This is a genomic window from Kitasatospora sp. NPDC059747 (assembly GCF_042732955.1).
Lineage (GTDB): Bacteria > Actinomycetota > Actinomycetes > Streptomycetales > Streptomycetaceae > Kitasatospora.
The window spans coordinates 92566-110694 of the sequence record NZ_JBHWGV010000007.1; the positions used below are offsets into that span (position 1 = coordinate 92566).

Here is an 18129-nt window from a genome sequence, read left to right on the forward strand (position 1 = left end):
GGGCGGGGCGCGCGGGGGGGGGGCGGGGGGCGCCGGGCGGCCGGCGGTGGCAGAAACCCGCCGCGCCCCGTCGGCGTTCCTACAGGTCCAGGATGCCGATGGCCATGTCGCGCATCTCGACCTTGCGGATCTTGCCGGTGACGGTCATCGGGAACTCGTCGACGACGTGGACGTAGCGCGGGATCTTGAAGTGGGCGAGCCGGCCGGTGCAGTAGGCGCGGACGGCTTCGGGGGTGAGGGGTGCGGCGCCCTCGCGCATGCGGATCCAGGCCATCAGCTCCTCGCCGTACTTGGGGTCGGGGACGCCGATCACCTGGACGTCGAGGATGTCGGGGTGGGTGTAGAGGAACTCCTCGATCTCGCGCGGGTAGAGGTTCTCGCCGCCGCGGATGACCATGTCCTTGATGCGGCCGGTGATGGCGAGGTAGCCGTCCTCGTCCATGACGGCGAGGTCGCCGGTGTGCATCCAGCGCGCGGCGTCGACGGCCTCCGCGGTGCGCTCGGGCTCGCCCCAGTAGCCGAGCATGACGGAGTAGCCGCGCGTGCAGAGCTCGCCGGGTTCGCCGCGCGGGACGGTGCGGCCGGTGGCGGGGTCGATTACCTTGACCTCCAGGTGCGGGCCGACCCGGCCGACGGTGGAGACGCGGCGCTCGACGGAGTCGTCGGTGCGGGTCTGGGTGGAGACGGGCGAGGTCTCCGTCATGCCGTAGCAGATGGAGACCTCGGCCATGCCCATCCGGTCGATGACGTCCTTCATGACCTCGGTCGGGCAGGGGGCGCCGGCCATGATGCCGGTGCGCAGGCTGGAGAGGTCGTGGCGCTCGAAGTCCGGGTCGGCAAGCTCGGCGATGAACATCGTGGGCACCCCGTAGAGAGAGGTGCAGCGTTCGGCGGCGACGGCGGCGAGGGTGGCGCCGGGCTCGAAGGAGGGGGCCGGAATGACCGTGCAGGCGCCGTGGGAGGTGGCGGCGAGGTTGCCCATGACCATGCCGAAGCAGTGGTAGAAGGGCACCGGGATGCAGATCCGGTCCTGCTCGGTGTAGTCGAGCAACTCGCCGACGAAGTAACCGTTGTTGAGGATGTTGTGGTGCGACAGGGTCGCGCCCTTGGGGAATCCGGTCGTGCCGGAGGTGTACTGGATGTTGATCGGGTCGTCCGGCGCCAGTTCGGCCCCGCGGACGGCGAGGGGCTCGGGATCGGCCCGGCGGCCGACGGTCAGCAGGTCCTCCCAGGCCGCACTGCCGATCAGGACGACGCGCTCCAATTCCGGGCAGCGCGGCCGGACTTCGTCGATCATCGCCGCGTAGTCCGAGGTCTTGAAGGACGGCGCCGCCACCAGCAGCCGGATCCCGGCCTGGTTGAGCACGTACTCCAACTCGTGCGAGCGGTAGGCCGGGTTGACCGTCACCAGGATCGCGCCGAGCTTGGCGGTGGCGTACTGGGTGAGCGTCCACTCGGCGCAGTTGGGGGCCCAGATGCCGACCCGGTCGCCCTTGGCGATGCCGAGGGCGAGCAGGCCGAGGGCCAGCGCGTCGACGTCGGCGGCGAGTTCGGCGTACGTCCAGCGGCGGGCGGTGGCGCGGTCCACCAGGGCGTCGCGCCCGGGGAAGGCGCGGACCGCGCGGTCGAGGTTCTCGCCGATCGTGTCGCCGAGCAGCGGCACGTCCGCGGTGCCGGATGAGTAGCTGCGACTGGTCGACGTGGTCCGCACGTGCTGCCTCCTGGCTGGGGATCGCGAGGGTCGGGGACCATGGTCCCGATCCCGCACCCCCGGCGCCACCCCCGAACGGGGGTACGGCCCCGGCCCGGACACGGCGAAGGGCCGCCCGCCGGAGTCGGCGGACGGCCCAGGGCCGTCGTCAGGCGTTGATGCAGGTGTTGCCGAACGCCGGGTTCAGGATCGAGACCACGCCGATCGAGTTGCCACAGACGTTGGCCTCGACGTTCACCGGGATCTGGATCTGGTTGCCGGACAGCACACCCGGCGAGCCGAACGCGACACCGTTGGCGGTGGCGTCGCCGGCCGCGGCGGTGCCGGCCCCGGCCAGGACGCACATCGCGGCGAGGGCGGTGGCGGCGAGGGTGGTGCGAATACGCATTGCGTCACTCCTTGTGAGGGTGGCGAAAAACCGTGTGACGATCACACTCGCCCCCGATCTCACTCGATCCGGTGCCCGAAATGCCGGTATTGCTCGCTACGGCGGCGTGTCGTCCGACCACGTTACGTCACCGCTGCCCAGGGCCACGGAGGCGCGCGGGAGCATCGGCCCGTCGCCCCGCCGGGACAGCACCGTCAGCGCGCCGACCTGCGCGGACAGGCTGCCGAGCCGGGCCGCGCACTCGGCGGCGAGCTCCTTCGGGTGCTGCGTGCGGCCGAGCGACAGGTGCGGCGTGAAGCCGCCGGCGCGGCCGCGGCAGCGCGGGAAGCGTTCCAGGAGGTCCGCGTACAGCCGGGCCCAGGGGGCGGGCCCGGCGGCGGCCGGATCGAGCCAGACGGTCGCGTACGCGCGGTGCCGGAAGCTGCGCACCCCGCTCAGGCGGACCGGGAACGGCGGGGTGCGCGCCACGGCGGCGGAGAGCAGAGGGACTGTGCGGGCGAATTCACTCTCCGGGACGAATCCGAAGAGCACGTTGACGTGCGGCGGCCAGCGCCGGACCTGCGGGTCGTGCACCAGCCGGATCGCCTGGACGGCCGGCCACAGCTCGGGCGGCGGCAGCCAGGCGACGGCCGTGCGCGGCGTCGGCGGGAGGTCCAGGACCGCGGGTAGGGCGGCGGGCCCCGTGAAGTCCCGGCCCGACGCCCCGTCGTCCGTCCTGCCGCCCATGGGGCCAGGCTACGGACCCAGCCGCGCCTCCACCGCGTCCAGCAGCTCCCGGGCCGGGTGCAGGCCCGGCTCGGCCCGCAAGGCCCGGCGCAGGAGCACGCGCGCCGTCGGGCCGTCGCCCCCGCGGACGGCGTCGAGCGCCTCGTTGTAGTCGATCCGGCCCGCGTAGCGCAGCCGGACCAGGGCGACCAGGTCCTCCCTGCAGGACGGGCAGCGCAGGCTCTCCGGATCCGCCGGGACGGCGCACTGCGGGCAGGGCACCTCGATCGGCGGGACGGCGTCGTCGGGGTTCATCGGGGACCGGCCTCCTCGGGGCGCACCGGGCCGAGCGACTCCGGCGTCGGGTCGTTGCCCAGCTCCCGCTGCGCCTGGGCGTACAGCACCAGGAGCGCGGAGTTGTGCCGGTTGGCGGCCTCCATGTTGGCGGACTCCACGGCCGCGTCCAGGCCGCGCAGCTCGGCGATGATCTGCTGGGCGAGGCCGGGCGAGACCAGGTTCTGGCTCACGTAGACGTTGCACATGGTGAGCATGCGGAAGGTGTGGCCGAGCGAGTCGCACAGCTCGTCGGCGCGCTGGGCGGCGCGCATCGCGCCCTCCCAGTCGGCCGCCTCGCGGCGCAGCCGCAGGTCGGCGGCGACCGAGCGCAGGCGGTCGAGGTCGCTCGGGTCGAGGTGCTTCTCGCAGTAGTGGATGAACAGGCTCAGGTACGCCTCCGAACCGCGCACCCAGCGCTGGGCCTTGAGCTGGCGCTGGGCCCGCTCCAGGGCCTCGTCGACCGACTGGCCGCGGGTCTGGCCGGCCGCGAGGTCGTCGAGGGTGTCCATGAGGCGCTGGGCCTCGCGGAGTTCGGCCTCGGTGAGCTCGCCGCCCCAGCGGTCGGTGAAGGTCTCGATCTGCCGCTGCTGCTCCTCCACCTGGACCTTCAACTCGGGGTCGAGGGTGACCCGTTCGAGCTTGACGGTCTTCTCGCCGCCGCCCTGGATGCGCACCGACAGGGTGATGGTGCGGTCCCGGTCGAGGCCGAAGGAGACCGCCACGGGGGTGCGGCCGCCGAGGCCGGCGGGCAGGCGCAGGGTGAGGTGGCCGATCAGCTCGTTCTGCTGGGCGATCTCGTGTTCGCCCTCGTAGACGGCGACTTCGAGGCGCTGGCGGCCGCTGCCGGAGACGACGAATTCCCGGCTGACCGGCGAACTGGTCGGGTAGCTGGTGTTCTTGGGGATGATGACGGCGAGCCGGCCGTCGTTGAGCTCGATGCCGAGGTTCTTCGGGGTGATGTCGAACGGGTTGGTGACCTGCATCAACTCGCCGCAGCCCGTGCAGACTTCGCTGCCGGGCCGGTTGACCACCCCGCAGGAGGCGCAGCGCAGGCCGACGTCCTCGGCGGCGCTGGAGGCGACCCTGGTCTGCCCGGGGGCGGCCGAGTTGAGCGGTTCGCCGCACAGTTCGCAGGCGGTGACGCCGGGGGCGGCCGGGGTGCCGCAGCGCGGGCAGTTGTCGCTGTGGGCGACGGTGGGCGCCTGGGACGGGGGCGTCACGGCGCCCGAACCGTCCAGCGCCTGGCTGCACTTGGGGCAGGCGGCGGCCTCGGCGTCGACCGGGACGTGACAGGTGGGGCAGGACACCCGGGGGCCGCCGAGCAGCGAGGTGGCGCAGTTGGCGCAGGCCGAGGCGGAGAGGTCGCCGGGCGCCCGGCACTCGGGGCACTCGACCTCGCCGACCAGCGCGGACTGCACGGCCGCGCCGAGCGCGACGCACTGCATCGGGTTGACGCCGCGGCGGATCCGGCGCGGCCCGAAGACCTCGCCCAGGCGCCGCGCCACCAGCGGGATCGCGGTGGAGCCGCCGACCAGCACGACCTCGTCGATGTCCCCGACGGTGAGGTTGGCCTGCATGATGGCCTTGTGGGTCAGCTCGATGGTGCGCTCGATGTGGCCCTCGATGAGCTCCTCGAAGCGGGTGCGCTCGAACTCCGTCTCCAGTACCAGCTGGCCGGCGCCGAGGCCGGGGAGGATGACCTCGGAGGACTCCTGGTGGGAGAGCTCGATCTTGACCGTCTCGGCGGTGGAGGCGATCTTCGGGCGGTCGCGCAGGTCGGGCTGGTAGTCCGAGCCGTACTCCTCGCGGATGTCGTCGAGCAGCGCGGTGGTGATCGCCCGGTCGAAGTCGTCGCCGCCGAGCAGGTTGTCGCCCTCGATGCCGAGCACCGAGACCGAGCCTGGCACCAGCAGCAGGATCGAGATGTCGAAGGTGCCGCCGCCGAGGTCGTAGACCAGGACGGTGCGGCCCTCGTCGCCGGCCTCCGAGGTGATCCCGTAGGCGAGGGCGGCGGCGGTCGGCTCGTTGATGATCCGCAGCACGTGCAGGCCGGCCAGCCGGCCCGCCTCCTGGGTGGCCGCGACCTGCCGCTCGCCGAAGTACGCCGGGACGGTGATGACGGCCCGGTGGAACGGCTCGCCGAAGCGCTGCTCGGCGTCCTCCTTGAGGCGGTGCAGGATGATCGCGGAGATCTCGATCGGGGTGTAGGAACGGCCGTTGAACCAGACGTTGACGTCGCCGTCGGTGCCGGCCGTGACCTTGTAGTCGACCTCCTTGAGGGCCGCCTGGACCTGCGGGTCCTTGAACTTGCGGCCCATGAAGCGCTTGACCGAGCGGATCACGTTCGCGCCGTCGATCGCGGTGCGGCTGCGCGCGGTGGAGCCGACCAGCAGCTCGCCCTTGCGGCCGGTGCCGACGACGGAGGGCGTGGCCTCCTGGTTCTGCCGGTTGAAGACGATCTCCGGCTCGCCCCGGCGCAGGTGGGCCACCACCGAGTTGGTGGTGCCCAGGTCGATGCCGAGTGTGCGGTACATGGTGTCCCCCTCTAGTTCTTTTTCCGCTTGCGGCGCGTACCGGAGCCCGTACGGGCCCGCCGGGGCCTGGTGGGCGGCGTCTTCGGGCGGCCGGGGCCCGCCGACGCGGCGGGGCCGGGGCCGGGGTCGACGGGGTCGACGGCGTCCTCGGGCTCGACGACGCGCTCCGGCTCGACGACGCCCTCGGGCTCGACGGTGCCCCCAGGCTCGACGACGCCCTCCGGCTCGACGGCCTCCTCGGGCTTCGGCTCCGGGGTGAGCACCGCCTCCACGTACCCGGCGCCGAGCACGTACACGGACACCGGCGCCGCGACCACGACCTGGGCCCGGCGCAGCACCTCGTCCCCCCAGAAGAACCCGGTGACGACCGTCTGCACGACCGTCTCCGGCGCCACCCCCGGCCGTGGCTCGGTGCCGACGATCTCGGCCAGCACCGGGTCCGCGGTCAGCCCTTCGAGCCGCATCGGCCGCACCCCGGCCCTGGCCAGCCGCCCCAGCAGGCGCCGCCGGGTCGCCTCGATCCCGGCGCCCCGCCCGAGGTGGACGAGCTCCGGGTCGAGGCCGAGCGAGGCGAGCGCGTCGTCCACCTCGACGAGCGCACCGAGCAGTTCCTGCTGCGCGGCCCGGGCGGCCTGCGCCTCCTCCTCGCGCTTGCGCGTCAGCATCGAGGCGCGGAACAGCAGTTGGGTGAAGCTCTGCCCGAGGTCGAGCGCCCGGGCGCGCTCGGGCACCGGCAGCGGCGCCGGCAGCTGCCCGGGCACGGCGGCCGGGGCCGGTGCCTGGTCCGATGCCTGGTCCGGCGCCTGGTCCGACGTCGGCGACGGGGCGGACGGTTCGGGGCTCGGGGCGTGGTGGGTGGTCATTCGGGGACCTCGATCTGCGGCAGCACGGACAGGTCGGCGGCGAAACGGGCGGGGACGGGCGGTTCGGGGGCGGTGCCCGGCGGGGCGGGCTCGGCGAAGTCGGCGGCCAGCTCGGCCCGGTGGAGCGCCAGGAAGGAGGCGGCGGGCGGCGGCTGGGGCCGCTCGACGACGAGCAGCGGGTCGGCGAGGGCCGGCGCCAGCAGCCCGGCGGCGCGGTCGACCGGCTCCGGCGGGAGGGGCTGCTGGAGGTCCAGCTCCAGGCGCTTGTCCGGGTTGCGCAGCAGGGCGGCGGCCTCCTGGACCTGCTGGCGGGTGTGGCGACCGGACTTCGTCGCCGGGCCGACGGCGAGGAGGATCTCGCGCGCACTGGCGCTCGGCGGGACGCCCAGGATCTCGTACGGCGACGGTTCTTCCAGTGGCATGGCGCGGGTTGCTCTCCTTCGGCCGCGGCCCGGGACCGCGGTGTGGACGACGGCCGGGTCAGTACAGCGAGTTGATCTTGCGCTGGAGGGCGCGCAGCTCCGCGTCCTGCGGGTTGTGCTCGACGGCCTGCTTGATCAGCTGCCGGGCCTCCCGGTAGGCGCGGGCGTTGGCCCTGGCCACGGCGTGGGCACTGAGGACGATCCCGAGCTCGGTGTGCAGCTTCGCCGTGTCCTCCGCCGAGCCGGACAGCCCCAGCGCCTCCTCCAGCAGCCGGACGGCCCCGGGGTAGCGCCTCGCCTCGTACTGCTCGACGGCCTCGCTGCGCCACACACTGACGGCCAGCTTGCGGACGTCGGCGGCCTGGCCGTCGTACTCCATCGCCTTGCGCAGCATCGCGGAGCGCTCGGCGAAGGGGCGGTCCTGGAGGTTGTCCAGCATGTGGTTGGCCAGCATGACGGCGACCCGGCGCGGGGCCTCCGTCTCGGCCCGGCCGGTGAACTCCGGGTCGGCGCGCAGGGCTTCGGTCATCCGGGACACCGCCACCGTGCTGCGGCCGGCCAGCGCCGCGGTGAGCGCGAGGCGGCGCAGCGCGAAGGCGAGGCCGAGCCGGTGGTCCGGGTCGGGGTTGAGGTCGATCAGCTCGCGCCACAGCTCCACGGCCTCTTCCAGCTGGCGGACCGGGGCGTCGGGCTGGGTGAGCTGGTTGGCCCGGTTGCCGAGCGCGGCGGCGAGGAACTGCCGGGCGGTCTGGTCGCCGGGGTTGAGGGTGAGGCTCTTGCGCAGCAGGGTGAGGGCGCGGGGGTAGTCCTTGGTCTCGTTGTTGATCTTCCGGGCCCACTGGGCGTAGGTGGCGCCGAGGTCGCTGCGCACGTCGGCGTGGTCGGGGGCCAGCGCCAGGGCGCGCTCGAGGAGTTCAGCCGCGCCCTGCTGGTCGTCGTCGCTGCTCTTGAGCAGGGCGCGGGCCGCGCGCAGACCGGACTCGGCGGCGATGCCGGGCGCGTCGGAGGGCAGTGCGGCCCCGGGGACGGCGTGGGCGCGGGTGAGGCAGTCGAGGGCCTCGCACCAGTTCTGGTTGCGGTGGTGCCCGCGGGCCTCGTCGACCAGGGTCGCCACCAGCAGGCCGCGCCAGGCGTCGTCGCGCTGCGCCTCCGGTACGGCGTCCAGCGCCTCGACGGCGGCGGACTGGAAGCCCTGGATCAGGAGGTAGCGCTGCGGGCCGAGGGGGCCGAACAGGTCGAGCGCCTGGTCGAGCGGATGCGGCTCGGGGCGGGACCCGCGCTTCCAGCCCTGTACGGCCCGGTCGAACTGCTCGCCCCACCAGGGGAGTTCCGGTGCCGAGCGGAGGAGTCCGGTCAGCGTCGGACCGTGCGCGAGGTGGCCGGCCGTGGCCCGTCCGGGCTGACGGACCGTCAGATCGGCCTGGACGAAGGCCTCGGCGCAGTGCGACTCCATGGCGAGGCGGAGCGTCCAGCTCGCCGCGTCCTCGCCGGTGCGGCCCTCGGCCTCGTCGAGCGCGCGCAGGTCGACGCGCAGCCGTTCGACGAGCGCGGCGCGCGCGGCGGCTACGCGCGCCGGTTCGGCCGGGCGGCCGGTGATCCGGGCGGACTCGGCCCACAGGGCGGGCAGGTGCAGGGCGGCGGCCAGGCAGCCGATCGTCCAGCGCCAGACCTGCGGATCGGCGGTCCCGCCCTCCGGACCGGGCGCGGTCGCCAGGCGGTACCCGGCGAGGCCGAGGGCGTGCAGCAGGCGGGCGTCGGTCGGGTCGGCGAGCAGCAGCGCGTGGTAGGCGTTCCAGGCCTCCCAGCGACGGCCCTCCAAGGCGTGCCGATGGGCCTCGTGCTCGGCCAGCATGCCGAGGGTGGCGGCGGCCTGCGGGTGGCCCGGCGACAGCCGCAGGACCTCGCGGAGGTCACCGGCGGCCGCACCGGGCTCGCCCGCGTCGAGGCGGCCCGCCGCGCGGCGGACCAGCACGGCGGCGCGCTCCCGGGCGGCCGCCTCCGGCAGCTCGGCCAACGCCTCGTCCAGCCGCCCGAGTTCGGCACGCAGCAGGGCGAGGTCGAGCCGGACGGGCGCGGCGGGGGCGCCGTCGCCGAACGCGTCGGCCCAGGCGGCGAGCACCGGCTCGGCCTGCTCGGGCACGCCGGCGCGGCGCGCGCAGTCCAGGACGGCCCGCAGGGCGGGGCCGGCACAGCGGACGCAGCGCGGGGAGGCGGCGTCGGCGGGCCGGTAGAGGTGCGCGTCGCACGCCTCCCGGCCGCAGCCGCCGCACGAGCCGGTGGCGGGGGCCTCGCAGACGGGGCAGTCGGCGGGCGGGGCGGGGACCGGTTCGGACGCGGGGGCAGGCGCAGGGGCGGCCGGACCGCCCGCCACCGGGCCGGTGGCGTACGGGTTCGGCGCAGCACCCTGCGTCGGGCCGTCGGCCCCGACCGGTCCGGTGACGTACGGGTTCACCGGCCCGCCGGCCACCGGGCCCGTGGCGTACGGGTTCGGCGCGGCACCCTGCGTCGGGCTGTCGGCCCCAACGGGTCCCGTGACGTACGGATTCACCGGCCCGCCGGCCACCGGGCCCGTGGCGTACGGGTTCGGCGCAGCACCCTGCGTCGGGCCGTCGGCCCCAACGGGTCCCGTGACGTACGGGTTCACCGGCCCACCGACCACCGGGCCCGTGGCGTGCACGGCCGGGACCACGCCCGGAGCGGCGCCCGGGCGCACAGCCGCCGTGGCGCCGTCCGCCGCCGCACCGGTGCACCCGACGCAGCGCGGCACGCCCGCCGTACCGCGCGCCTCGCCCGCCTCGCCCGCGCGGTCGAAGTGCGCGTCGCACGTCTCGCGCCCGCAGCCGCCGCACACACCGGACGCCCGGCGCCCACAGATCGCGCACCCGACGGACGGCACCGCAGGAACGGCACCGGGCGCGGCCGCCCCCGGAACCGCCCGCGGCGGCGGGACCGCACCCGAACCGGCAGCGGCCGAAGCAGCACGCGGCGGCGGGACCGCACCCGAACCGGCAGCGGGCACAACGACGCGCGGCGCAGGCGCCGACAGGAAGTGCCGGTGCCACTCCAGCGCCGTCGCCCAGTTCCCGGCGCGCTCCGCGAGGGCCGCGCGCAGGCGGGCGACGGCCGGGTCGCCCGCCGGGTCGGCGTCCAGCGGTGCGAGCAGGGCGACCGTCTGCACCGGGCGGCCGGCCAGGAGCGCCGCGGCGGCCAGGTGGTAGCGGTCGCGCGGGCCCGCGTGGGCGTCGATCAGGCCGGGCAGGGTCTCCGTCGTGCCCCCGGCCAGGGCGAGCGCGGCCCGCAGCCGCCCCTGCCGGGCACCGACCGCGCCCGGGAGGCCGTCCGCGAGGGCGAGCGCCTCGGCCGCGCGCGTCCGCGCCTCGGGGTGGTCGCGGCCCGTGACGAGCAGGTGGGCCGCCTCGCGCAGCGCGGCCTCGCGCAGGGCGGGCCGGTAGCCGGGCGCGTGCGGGTCGTCGTCGGCGGCCCGCTGCCACAGCTCGCGCGCCGCGGTGGGGTCGGTGGCCAGGCTCCGCCGGGCCAGCCGGTCGCGGACGACGGCCAGCCACGTGCGCAGGTCGTCGTCGCGCAGCCGCTCGAAGGCGGTCAGCGCGCTCGTCAGGTCGCCGGAGCGGACGCCGGCGAGGCCGTGGTGGAACGCGGCGATCCGCCCCCACCGGGAGTCGTCGCCCGCCTCGGCACGCAGCAGCGGCTCGGCCTCGGCGGTCCGTCCGGCGGCGAGCAGGGCGGCGCCGAGCCGGACGCGGGCCGGGCGCCAGCCGGAGTCCAGCTCAAGACCGGCGCGGTAGTCGGCGGCGGCCTCCGCGGCGCGGTCGGCCCGCTCGTGGACCAGGGCCAGGCCGAACCTGGCCGGGGTGAAGGCGGGTTGGGCGGCGAGCGCGGCAGTGAACTGCTCCTCGGCCTGGTCGTCGGCGCCGAGCAGCAGCGCGAGGCGGCCGAGCGCGTAGCGGGGGCGGGGGTCCCAGGAGGCCTCGCCGGCGGCGGCCTGGAAGTCGCCCCAGGCGGCCTCGGTCTCACCGAGCCGCTGCCGGGCCAGGCCGCGGAACAGCAGGCTCTCGGCGCGCAGGGCGGGTCCGCGGGACCACCGGTAGGCCTCGCCCGGCGCGCGCCGCAGCGCCTCGTCGAAGGCGGCGACGGCGGGGGCGTCCCGGTGCAGGGCGAAGAGCTGCGCGCCCCAGCGGAACCACAGTTCACCGCCACCACCGGGCGCGGCCGACGCGAGCAGGGCCTCGGCCTCCTCGGCGCGCTCGGTGCCGCGCAGGACGGCCGCCCGGGCCAGCACTGGCCAGTCCCGGCCCGGCAGGGCGGCGAGGACCTCCGCGGTGGCGCCGTCGCGCTGCTCGGGCGGGCCGTCGTGGCACAGCCGCTGGAGCCAGTCCAGGGCCCGGGCCGCCGCCTGGGCCTCGGCGCCCGGCTCGGCGCCGCCGGCCGTCGCCCGCAGGAAGGCGAGCACCGGCGCGAGGGAGCCGGCCGGCGCCGACATCCGCTCCTCGGCGAGGCGTTGCAGGCTCCACCGGGGCAATTGCCGGGCCGGGTCGGCGAGCAGCGGGAACGCCTCGTGGTGCAGGGCCAGGGCGGCCTGCGGGTCACCGATGGCGACCGTGGCCTCGGCCTGGCCGAGCAGGGCGAGGCCGCGCTGCTCCGAGAGCGCCCCGGGCGCCCCGGCGAGCCGGCCGGCCAGCTTCGCGTAACGCCGCCTGGCCTGCTGCGCCTTGCCGGCCGCGAGCCGCTCGGCCGCCCCGGCCAGGGCTTTCGCCACTGCCTGCGGGTCGAGCGCCCGCCGCCGGCGGACCACCAGGACGCCCGCCACAGCGGCCAGTGCCACCACGATCAGCACCACCGCGAGCTGCGCCATGCACCGTCCCCCTGTGCTCCCCGACCGCCCCCATCATGATCAAATAGGCATGTTCGATCATGAGTTGACGCTATTTCATGATGTTGCTCGGCGAGCATCAGGATAGGCCCTCGGCGGGGCCGCCGAACAGGAACGAGCACTATCCTGGGCACCGCGAACAGCCGGGCCGCCGTCGGTGGCCCGGCGTCAGGCAGCAAACGGGGGTGGCGTGTCCGAGTCGCGTTGGGTGCCCGGGCTCCGGTTCGGACCGGAGTTCGACCCCGAGCAGTACGAGCTCCTCGAATTCCACCACCGGGGCGGGGAGGCCGAGGTGTGGCGGGCCGTTCGTACCGGCCACAACGGGCGCAAGGAGCTCGTCGCCGCCAAGATCATGCTCGAACGGGACCCGTCCGAGGTCCGCCGCTGGCTCGGCCGCTGGGACGACGTCTCGCACAACGCCCACCGCCTCGGCATCACCGACCTCGTCGTGCCGAGCTTCCTCCTCGGCCCCTCCCCGCACCGGCCCGGCTCCGCGCCCACCAGCGGGCTGCTCGCCTACCAGATCTCCCCCTGGGTCGACGGCGTCCCGCTGCACACCTGGGCCGGTGCGAACCGCGCCGGGCCCTCGGCGGCGGCCGAGGTGCTCGCGCGGCTGTGCCGCATCGTCGACGAGTTGCACCGCAAGCGCTGGGTGCACCGCGACATCTCCCCCGCCAACGTCCTCGTCGACGCGGCCGGCCAGGTCAAGCTCATCGACCTCACCTTCCTCGCCCCGCTCGACCACACCCTCACCGTCGCCGTGTTCACCCCGGGGCACGTGCCGCCCGAGGCCGAGCAGGTCGGCGGGTTCCCGACCACCGCCAAGGACCTGTTCGCCGTCGGCACCCTGGCCCGCGCCCTCCTGCTGCCCGACCACGGCCGCCTCGACCACCGGCTGGCCGTCGAACAGGCCCGCGCCGAACTCCTCGCCGCCGGCTACGGCGAGGAACTCGCCGACTGGGCCTGCGAACCGCTCGCCCGCGACCCCGACCGGCGCCCCGCCCCGCTCGGCCCCTGGGCCGCCCGCGGACGCGAACTGCTGCGCGCGCACCGGCCGCGGCCCCGCACGACCGGCCTGGCCGTGCTGCCGGGTTCGGGCGGCACCCCGCTGGTCGCCGCCGCGCGGGCGGACGGAGGCGTCCTGCTGGCGGGCGCACAAGGACTTCCGCCCGGGCAGGGGCCGGAAGCCGTACGGGAGTTGGTGTGCGGACGGGCCGGGCTCCGCAGTGAACTCGTCCTGTGCGCCGAGGACGGCACCGGCACCCTGTGGGTCGGCACCACGACGGGGTGGTGGGAGGCCGCGCGCGGCGTCACCGGCCTCGCGGGCGGCGTCGACGCCACCGGCGAACTGACCGTCTGGACGGCCGCCGGCGGCGCGCTGCAGTCCTTCCGCTGGGCCCCCGGGCGCACCCTCACCGGCCGCGAACTGCCCGACTGCCCCGCCGACCGGGTCCTCGCCGCCGTCGAGGAGCGGCCCGGCGCGTGGCTCGTCCTCGTCGAGCACCGGGACCGCGCCCTGTGGTGGCGCACCGGCACCGGCACCGCCCCCACGCCGCTCGGCCCGTCCGGACCACTCCGCGCCGCCGCCCTCGCCCGCACGTCGGCGGGACCGCAGGCCGCCACGCTGCGCGCCGACGGCTCCGTCCAGCTGCACACCCTCGGCGCCGCCGGCCACGCCCCCGAGGTCGGCGACGGCGAGCCCGCCCACGCCCTCGCCCTGGCCGGCCACCGCGGCGGGCCGACGCTCGCCCTGGCCGGCGAGGGCGGCGTCCGCCTGCGCACGGCCACCCCGGCCCGCCACCCGCGCTGGTGGCGCCCCACCCTGCGCCCGGCGACCCGCGTCGCGCTGGCCGTCGGGGACGACTGGCGGCTGTGCCTGGCGGCCGTGGTCGAGGGCGAGCTGCAGTGCTGGCAGGAGGACACGGCCTACCGCTGGCAGGCGGTGGCGCTGCCGCCCCAGTGACGCCCCCGGGCCGTCAGCTCCGCTGCGGAACGAAGTTGTCCGGGGAGTCGAGCCAGGCCGTCTGAGTCTCCGGGGTGACCGTCAGCCCGAACCGCTCGTGCCCGGGGCGGCCTTGGGAGTCCCACCAGCGATAGGCGGCCTCCACCTCGTCCCAGAGGTTCCGGGGACCGGACTGGTACACCTCGTACTCCGTGCGGTCCCGCTCGTAGTCGGCCGACGCCCAGGACAGTTTGTCGCTGCTGTAAAGCCACAGCGTGTACGCGCCGTCGTCGTAGCGCTCCGCCCGCCAGAACGCCCTGGGCACGCCGAGCCCGATGACGAACTGCCGGAACCACTCGCCCGTGTCCTGCGGGGAGAGGGTGGTCATGCTCTTCACGCCATCCGCCGGCCACGGAACCCCATACAGGTACTCGTCGAACGGCGGCCGCTCCGTTCGCTGTTGGCGGAGCCGCATGAACGCGGACCCACCGGTGAAGTTGCCGAGAGCCCGGGTCCCGTCGTCGTTCACGACCAGGCGGACGATCTGCTCGCCGCCGTACTCGGTGCCGAACGGGGCGACGATCACCGCGCCCTGGGCTGCTTGCTCCAGCCACGCCGGGGGGATCTCCAGCAGGGAACAGGTGGCGATGATCCGGTCGTAGGGGGCGCCCTCCGCCCACCCGGCGCGACCATCACCCTCGACCAGGGTTGGTGCGAGCCCGGCCCTGTCCAGATTCTCTCGGGCACTGCGCGCAACGTCCGGGTCGTACTCCACCGTTACCACGTTCAGGTCGCCGAGCCGGTGCGCGAGAAGCCCGGCGTTCCAGCCCGTACCCGTCCCGATCTCCAGCACCCTGTTGCCTGGACGAACGTCCAGGTCCCGAAGCATGGAAACCACCATGGTCGGCATGGAGTTGGACGAACTCGGGGTCGTGCCAAGCCCGTCCCCGTCGTGCTCGCCGTCGTCCCATTGGGTGGTCAGCGGGATGTCCGAGTAGACCGCCCTCCGCCACGCCCCGGGATCGTGGGAGCGGTACACGACAGGGTTCTGCCTGGTGCCGTCGGCAATGCCCGGCCAGATGCGGTCCGGCACGAAGAGCTCACGGCGGACGGCCGTGAAGGAGGGCAGCCAGTCCGAGGTCAGCGCACCGCCCGACACGAGCGCGGAGGCGAGCCCCTGGGGGCCCGCCTCCTGGGGCGTCTCGCGGGTCACTTGCCGCTCGCCGGGTTCTGGCCGTCCGAGGTGTTGCCGCCCTCGTCGGAACCGCCGCCTCCGTGCCCGCTGCCCTTATTGCTGTCGTCCTGCTGCCCGCCGCCCTTGCCGTCGCCCGAGCCACCGCCGTGCTTGCCCATCTCAGTACCTCCGTTTGCTGGTTGGCCCCGCCCAGGCCGATGCCTGTGCGGGTGTTCACCGCCCGCGCCGGGCCCCTTCCCAGGCCCGGCGCGGGAGTTCAGGGGATCACTCGCTCTCGACCGCCGGAGTGCGAGTGCAAACGGTGTGCGCCGGGAGGACGGCCGACCGTCGGCCGGGGCAGTCGTCCTGCTGGATCAGCTCATCCTCTGCAGGTTTCGTGCCGCGCCGCTCGAACATCTCGACGATCTCCGCGACCGCCGCCCGCCATAACGGACTCGTTCGATCCACGTACCACGCACCCTGGACGCTGGGGATCGGCTCGGGGAACATCAGGCGCCTCCTGACCGATGCCGACCACACGAGGAGCCGGAAGCGCGACAGAGACAGGTCAGGGCTTTGTCCCGGACACCGCCCGGGCATCCCCAGTGAGCGCGCTGGGACCTGGCGCGAAGGAGTGTGGCCACATATCCCAGCATCGACTGATGAATCGTCAATCTCGATATCCAGCCGGTAATCTCACTGTGAGATGGAGAGTTGGCGCCGGAGGTTTGGACCATGGGAACCGCGATGGAACCGATCAGGCTGGCGGACCTCGCATGGCAGAACGAGGAGGTGCGCGACGCACTCCGTCGCCGCGACGTCGCGGCGCTCTTCCGATATGTGCAGCACCACAGCGGGTCCAGCCAGGCGCGGCTCGCCGTCCAGGTCGGCATGACCCAGTCCCGTGTCAATGAGATCATCAACAGACACCGTCAGGTCACCAAGCTGGACGTCTTCGAGCGCATCGCCGACGGGCTGAACATGCCGGACAGCGCCAGGCGCCTGCTCGGCCTCGCACCGCGCTCCGACGGCCAGCGCACGGCCGGAAGCGCTTTCGACCTCGCGGCGTTCCCCGAGATCGTCCGTGTCTACAGCGACCAGGTTTCGGCCACCGACGAAATCCAGCGAGCGGCGAGGTCTGCGGCCGAGCTTGATGTACTGGCAGTGCGTGGACTCGGACTGCTTGCTCTTCGCGACTCACTGCTCCGGCAACACTTCGACCGCGACAACGATCCGACGCCGAGACTTCGCGTCCTCCTCCTCTCCCCGGATTCGGAGGCAGCCGAACGCCGAGCGGCCGAGATCAACGAATCCCCCGAGTCGCTTGCGAGCGGAATCCTCCTCGCCGAGGCGCGCCTTCGAGAGCTCGCCGAGGTCGGGCATGTCGAGGTCTACCGGTACAGCACTGTCCCGGTCTGGCGGATCATCAGACTGGATCGCACCCTCTACGTCGGGGCTTTCGACACTGATTGGGAAGGGCATGAGTCCGCGACGTATAAGGTGCTTCCCACCCCCAGCGGGCCCCTCTACCGGGGCTGGCGTCGGCAATTCGATGTGATGGTGGACAGCGCAGAGCGCGTGATCTGACGGAGGGAACAGGATGGCGATCGAAGCGGAACTCAAAGCTGTCGTACGTGACCCAGAGGGCGTGCTCAGGCAGTTGGAGGACCAGCACGGCGGTGGTCGCGCCGAGGTCTACCGTGACACGTACTACGATGCACCGGACGGCAGCCTCATGGGCGGCGACCGCGAACTCCGGATCCGGACCGTCCACGGCCCGAACGACACCCGCACCGTCCTCACGTACAAGGGCGCCCGCGTTGACGAGGCCTCCGGATCGAAGCCCGAGGCCGAGACTCGTGTCGAGGATGCCGACGCAGCGCACGAGATCGTCCGGGGCCTCGGATTCGTCCCCCGGATCGCATTCGAGAAGCGGTGCAGGAACTACGACTTCGAGCGCGATGGCCGACGGCTGCTCGCCACGCTCGTCCGGGTGCCCGAACTCGACGCCACGTTCATCGAGGTCGAGACGGCAGCAGCCACGGAGAGCGACCTCGGGCCGGCGCTCGCCGTCGTCCGCGCCGCGCTGGCAGACCTCGGGATCGGTGAGGACGACCTGACGACCGAGCTGTACACCGACGCCGTGGCGGCCGTCCGGCCGCTCTGACTGCGCCAACAGGTAGAAAGGTCCGCCGGGGAAATCCTGCTACCGGCCGACCAGCAATCCGGCCAGCTCCGTCAGCGAGTTCACTGTCCAGTCAGCATCGGGCGCTGAAGTCGTCAGCCCGACCGGTCCGCGACGGATGTGGGCGGTCCGCAGCCCGGCAGCACGCGCCGGGGTGATGTCGTTAGCGGGGTGGTCGCCGACATACACGATCTCGTGAGGCTCGCCCGGCGCCCAATGGATCAGCCGCTTGAAGAAGTCGGGCGCCGGCTTGGAGACTTGCCACTCGCCGGATGTGGCAATGGCGTCGGCCGGTAGGTCCAGCCCTCGCAGCAAGTCGCCCACCGCAGCGTTCTGGTTTCCTGCGATCCCCACCCACAGCCCGTCTTCTCGGAGCCGCATCAGCGCTGGGCGGACGTCCGGGTACAGATCCGTCTCGTCGAGGTAGTCGCCCTTGCCCGCCGCCTGTCGGGCCCGCCACTCGGCTGCCACATCCACGCCGGTGCGGGCGATGCGGATCGCGTCCGCGTTGTCCCGGCCCTCGGCCAGCACTGCGCCGACCAGCGCCGACATGGTATGCGCGGGCACACCGAGCCACCGGGCCCAGTCACCCCAGTAGCGGGTGTCGCTGGTCAGGGTCTCTCCGATGTCGAACACCACAGCGCGCATGGACCGAGGCTACGGGAGTGCGCTGATCGTTCTCTCGGGCGATGGCCGTATGTCCGACGGACCTGATCGTCACGCCGCTACTTTCTGGCCGGCGACTCTCAGCTCCCTGCAGCGTTGAACGTGGCGATCAGCTCGGGCAGCTCCGCGAGCGAGTCGATGCGGAACGTCGCCGTCTCAGCGGCCGGGGCCGCCTCCGCGACCCGCTCGAAGAATTGGAGGTCGGGCTTGCTCGCACCCCAGTCGTCCGACGTGCCGATCAGGTCCACGTCGGCCCAGTCCGCGTCGGGCGTGAAAGAGTCGGAGCACCGGCTCACGCGCACGCAGGAGGCTCAG

General features: G+C 74.1%; 16 protein-coding genes. 3 read left to right on the plus strand and 13 right to left on the minus strand.

Features of this window, described 5'->3' with window-relative positions; translation table 11 throughout:
- Nucleotides 1-79 precede the first annotated feature (79 nt).
- The 8 genes from ACFV4G_RS05170 to ACFV4G_RS05205 form a co-directional block, all read right to left on the minus strand.
- Nucleotides 80-1711, minus strand: a complete 1632-nt coding sequence (locus ACFV4G_RS05170) for an AMP-binding protein (protein ID WP_380436610.1) — start codon at nt 1709-1711, stop codon at nt 80-82.
- A 148-nt stretch (nt 1712-1859) separates the two neighbouring features.
- Nucleotides 1860-2099, minus strand: a complete 240-nt coding sequence (locus ACFV4G_RS05175; protein ID WP_380436612.1) for a chaplin — start codon at nt 2097-2099, stop codon at nt 1860-1862.
- A 96-nt stretch (nt 2100-2195) separates the two neighbouring features.
- The gene (locus ACFV4G_RS05180; protein WP_380436614.1) at nt 2196-2825 is read right to left on the minus strand and encodes a 2'-5' RNA ligase family protein; all 630 of its coding nucleotides are present in this window, start codon (nt 2823-2825) and stop codon (nt 2196-2198) included.
- 9 nt (nt 2826-2834) lie between these two features.
- On the minus strand, nt 2835-3119 hold the full coding sequence (locus ACFV4G_RS05185) for a hypothetical protein (RefSeq protein WP_380436616.1): 285 nt from the start codon (nt 3117-3119) through the stop codon (nt 2835-2837).
- Complete coding sequence (locus ACFV4G_RS05190) at nt 3116-5674, minus strand: Hsp70 family protein (protein ID WP_380436618.1); 2559 nt, start codon at nt 5672-5674, stop codon at nt 3116-3118. Before ACFV4G_RS05190 ends, ACFV4G_RS05185 begins: the two co-directional genes overlap by 4 nt.
- A gap of 11 nt (nt 5675-5685) precedes the next feature.
- Entirely contained in the window at nt 5686-6537 is an 852-nt protein-coding gene (locus tag ACFV4G_RS05195; protein ID WP_380436621.1) for a nucleotide exchange factor GrpE, read from the minus strand.
- Nucleotides 6534-6959 carry a hypothetical protein gene (locus ACFV4G_RS05200; RefSeq protein WP_380436623.1) on the minus strand — a complete coding sequence of 142 codons (426 nt, stop codon included), beginning with the start codon at nt 6957-6959 and terminating at the stop codon, nt 6534-6536. Before ACFV4G_RS05200 ends, ACFV4G_RS05195 begins: the two co-directional genes overlap by 4 nt.
- Nucleotides 6960-7017: 58 nt before the next feature.
- Complete coding sequence (locus ACFV4G_RS05205) at nt 7018-11829, minus strand: hypothetical protein (RefSeq protein WP_380436625.1); 4812 nt, start codon at nt 11827-11829, stop codon at nt 7018-7020.
- Between the two features lie 208 nt (nt 11830-12037).
- Here ACFV4G_RS05205 and ACFV4G_RS05210 point away from each other — a divergent pair, with 208 nt between their 5' ends.
- Complete coding sequence (locus ACFV4G_RS05210; RefSeq protein ID WP_380436627.1) at nt 12038-13810, plus strand: hypothetical protein; 1773 nt, start codon at nt 12038-12040, stop codon at nt 13808-13810.
- 13 nt (nt 13811-13823) lie between these two features.
- Here the strand turns inward: ACFV4G_RS05210 and ACFV4G_RS05215 are convergent, their stop codons facing one another.
- From ACFV4G_RS05215 to ACFV4G_RS05225, 3 genes are all read right to left on the minus strand, one after another.
- Nucleotides 13824-15002, minus strand: coding sequence for a methyltransferase domain-containing protein (locus tag ACFV4G_RS05215; RefSeq protein WP_380436630.1), 1179 nt, complete (start codon nt 15000-15002; stop codon nt 13824-13826).
- Nucleotides 14999-15142, minus strand: coding sequence for a hypothetical protein (locus ACFV4G_RS05220; RefSeq protein ID WP_380436631.1), 144 nt, complete (start codon nt 15140-15142; stop codon nt 14999-15001). The genes ACFV4G_RS05215 and ACFV4G_RS05220 overlap by 4 nt, the downstream gene beginning before the upstream one ends.
- Nucleotides 15143-15248: 106 nt before the next feature.
- Nucleotides 15249-15473, minus strand: a complete 225-nt coding sequence (locus ACFV4G_RS05225) for a hypothetical protein (protein ID WP_380436633.1) — start codon at nt 15471-15473, stop codon at nt 15249-15251.
- A gap of 225 nt (nt 15474-15698) precedes the next feature.
- Here ACFV4G_RS05225 and ACFV4G_RS05230 point away from each other — a divergent pair, with 225 nt between their 5' ends.
- Complete coding sequence (locus ACFV4G_RS05230) at nt 15699-16550, plus strand: helix-turn-helix domain-containing protein (protein WP_380436635.1); 852 nt, start codon at nt 15699-15701, stop codon at nt 16548-16550.
- Nucleotides 16551-16563: 13 nt separating this feature from the next.
- Complete coding sequence (gene cyaB / locus ACFV4G_RS05235) at nt 16564-17130, plus strand: class IV adenylate cyclase (protein ID WP_380436637.1); 567 nt, start codon at nt 16564-16566, stop codon at nt 17128-17130.
- A 39-nt stretch (nt 17131-17169) separates the two neighbouring features.
- Here cyaB and ACFV4G_RS05240 read toward each other — a convergent pair whose 3' ends face one another.
- Both ACFV4G_RS05240 and ACFV4G_RS05245 read right to left on the minus strand, forming a co-directional pair.
- On the minus strand, nt 17170-17796 hold the full coding sequence (locus ACFV4G_RS05240; protein WP_380436639.1) for an HAD family hydrolase: 627 nt from the start codon (nt 17794-17796) through the stop codon (nt 17170-17172).
- Nucleotides 17797-17894: 98 nt separating this feature from the next.
- Nucleotides 17895-18110 (minus strand): hypothetical protein, encoded by a 216-nt coding sequence (locus tag ACFV4G_RS05245; protein WP_380436641.1) that lies wholly within the window; start codon nt 18108-18110, stop codon nt 17895-17897.
- Between the last annotated feature and the right edge of the window lie 19 nt (nt 18111-18129).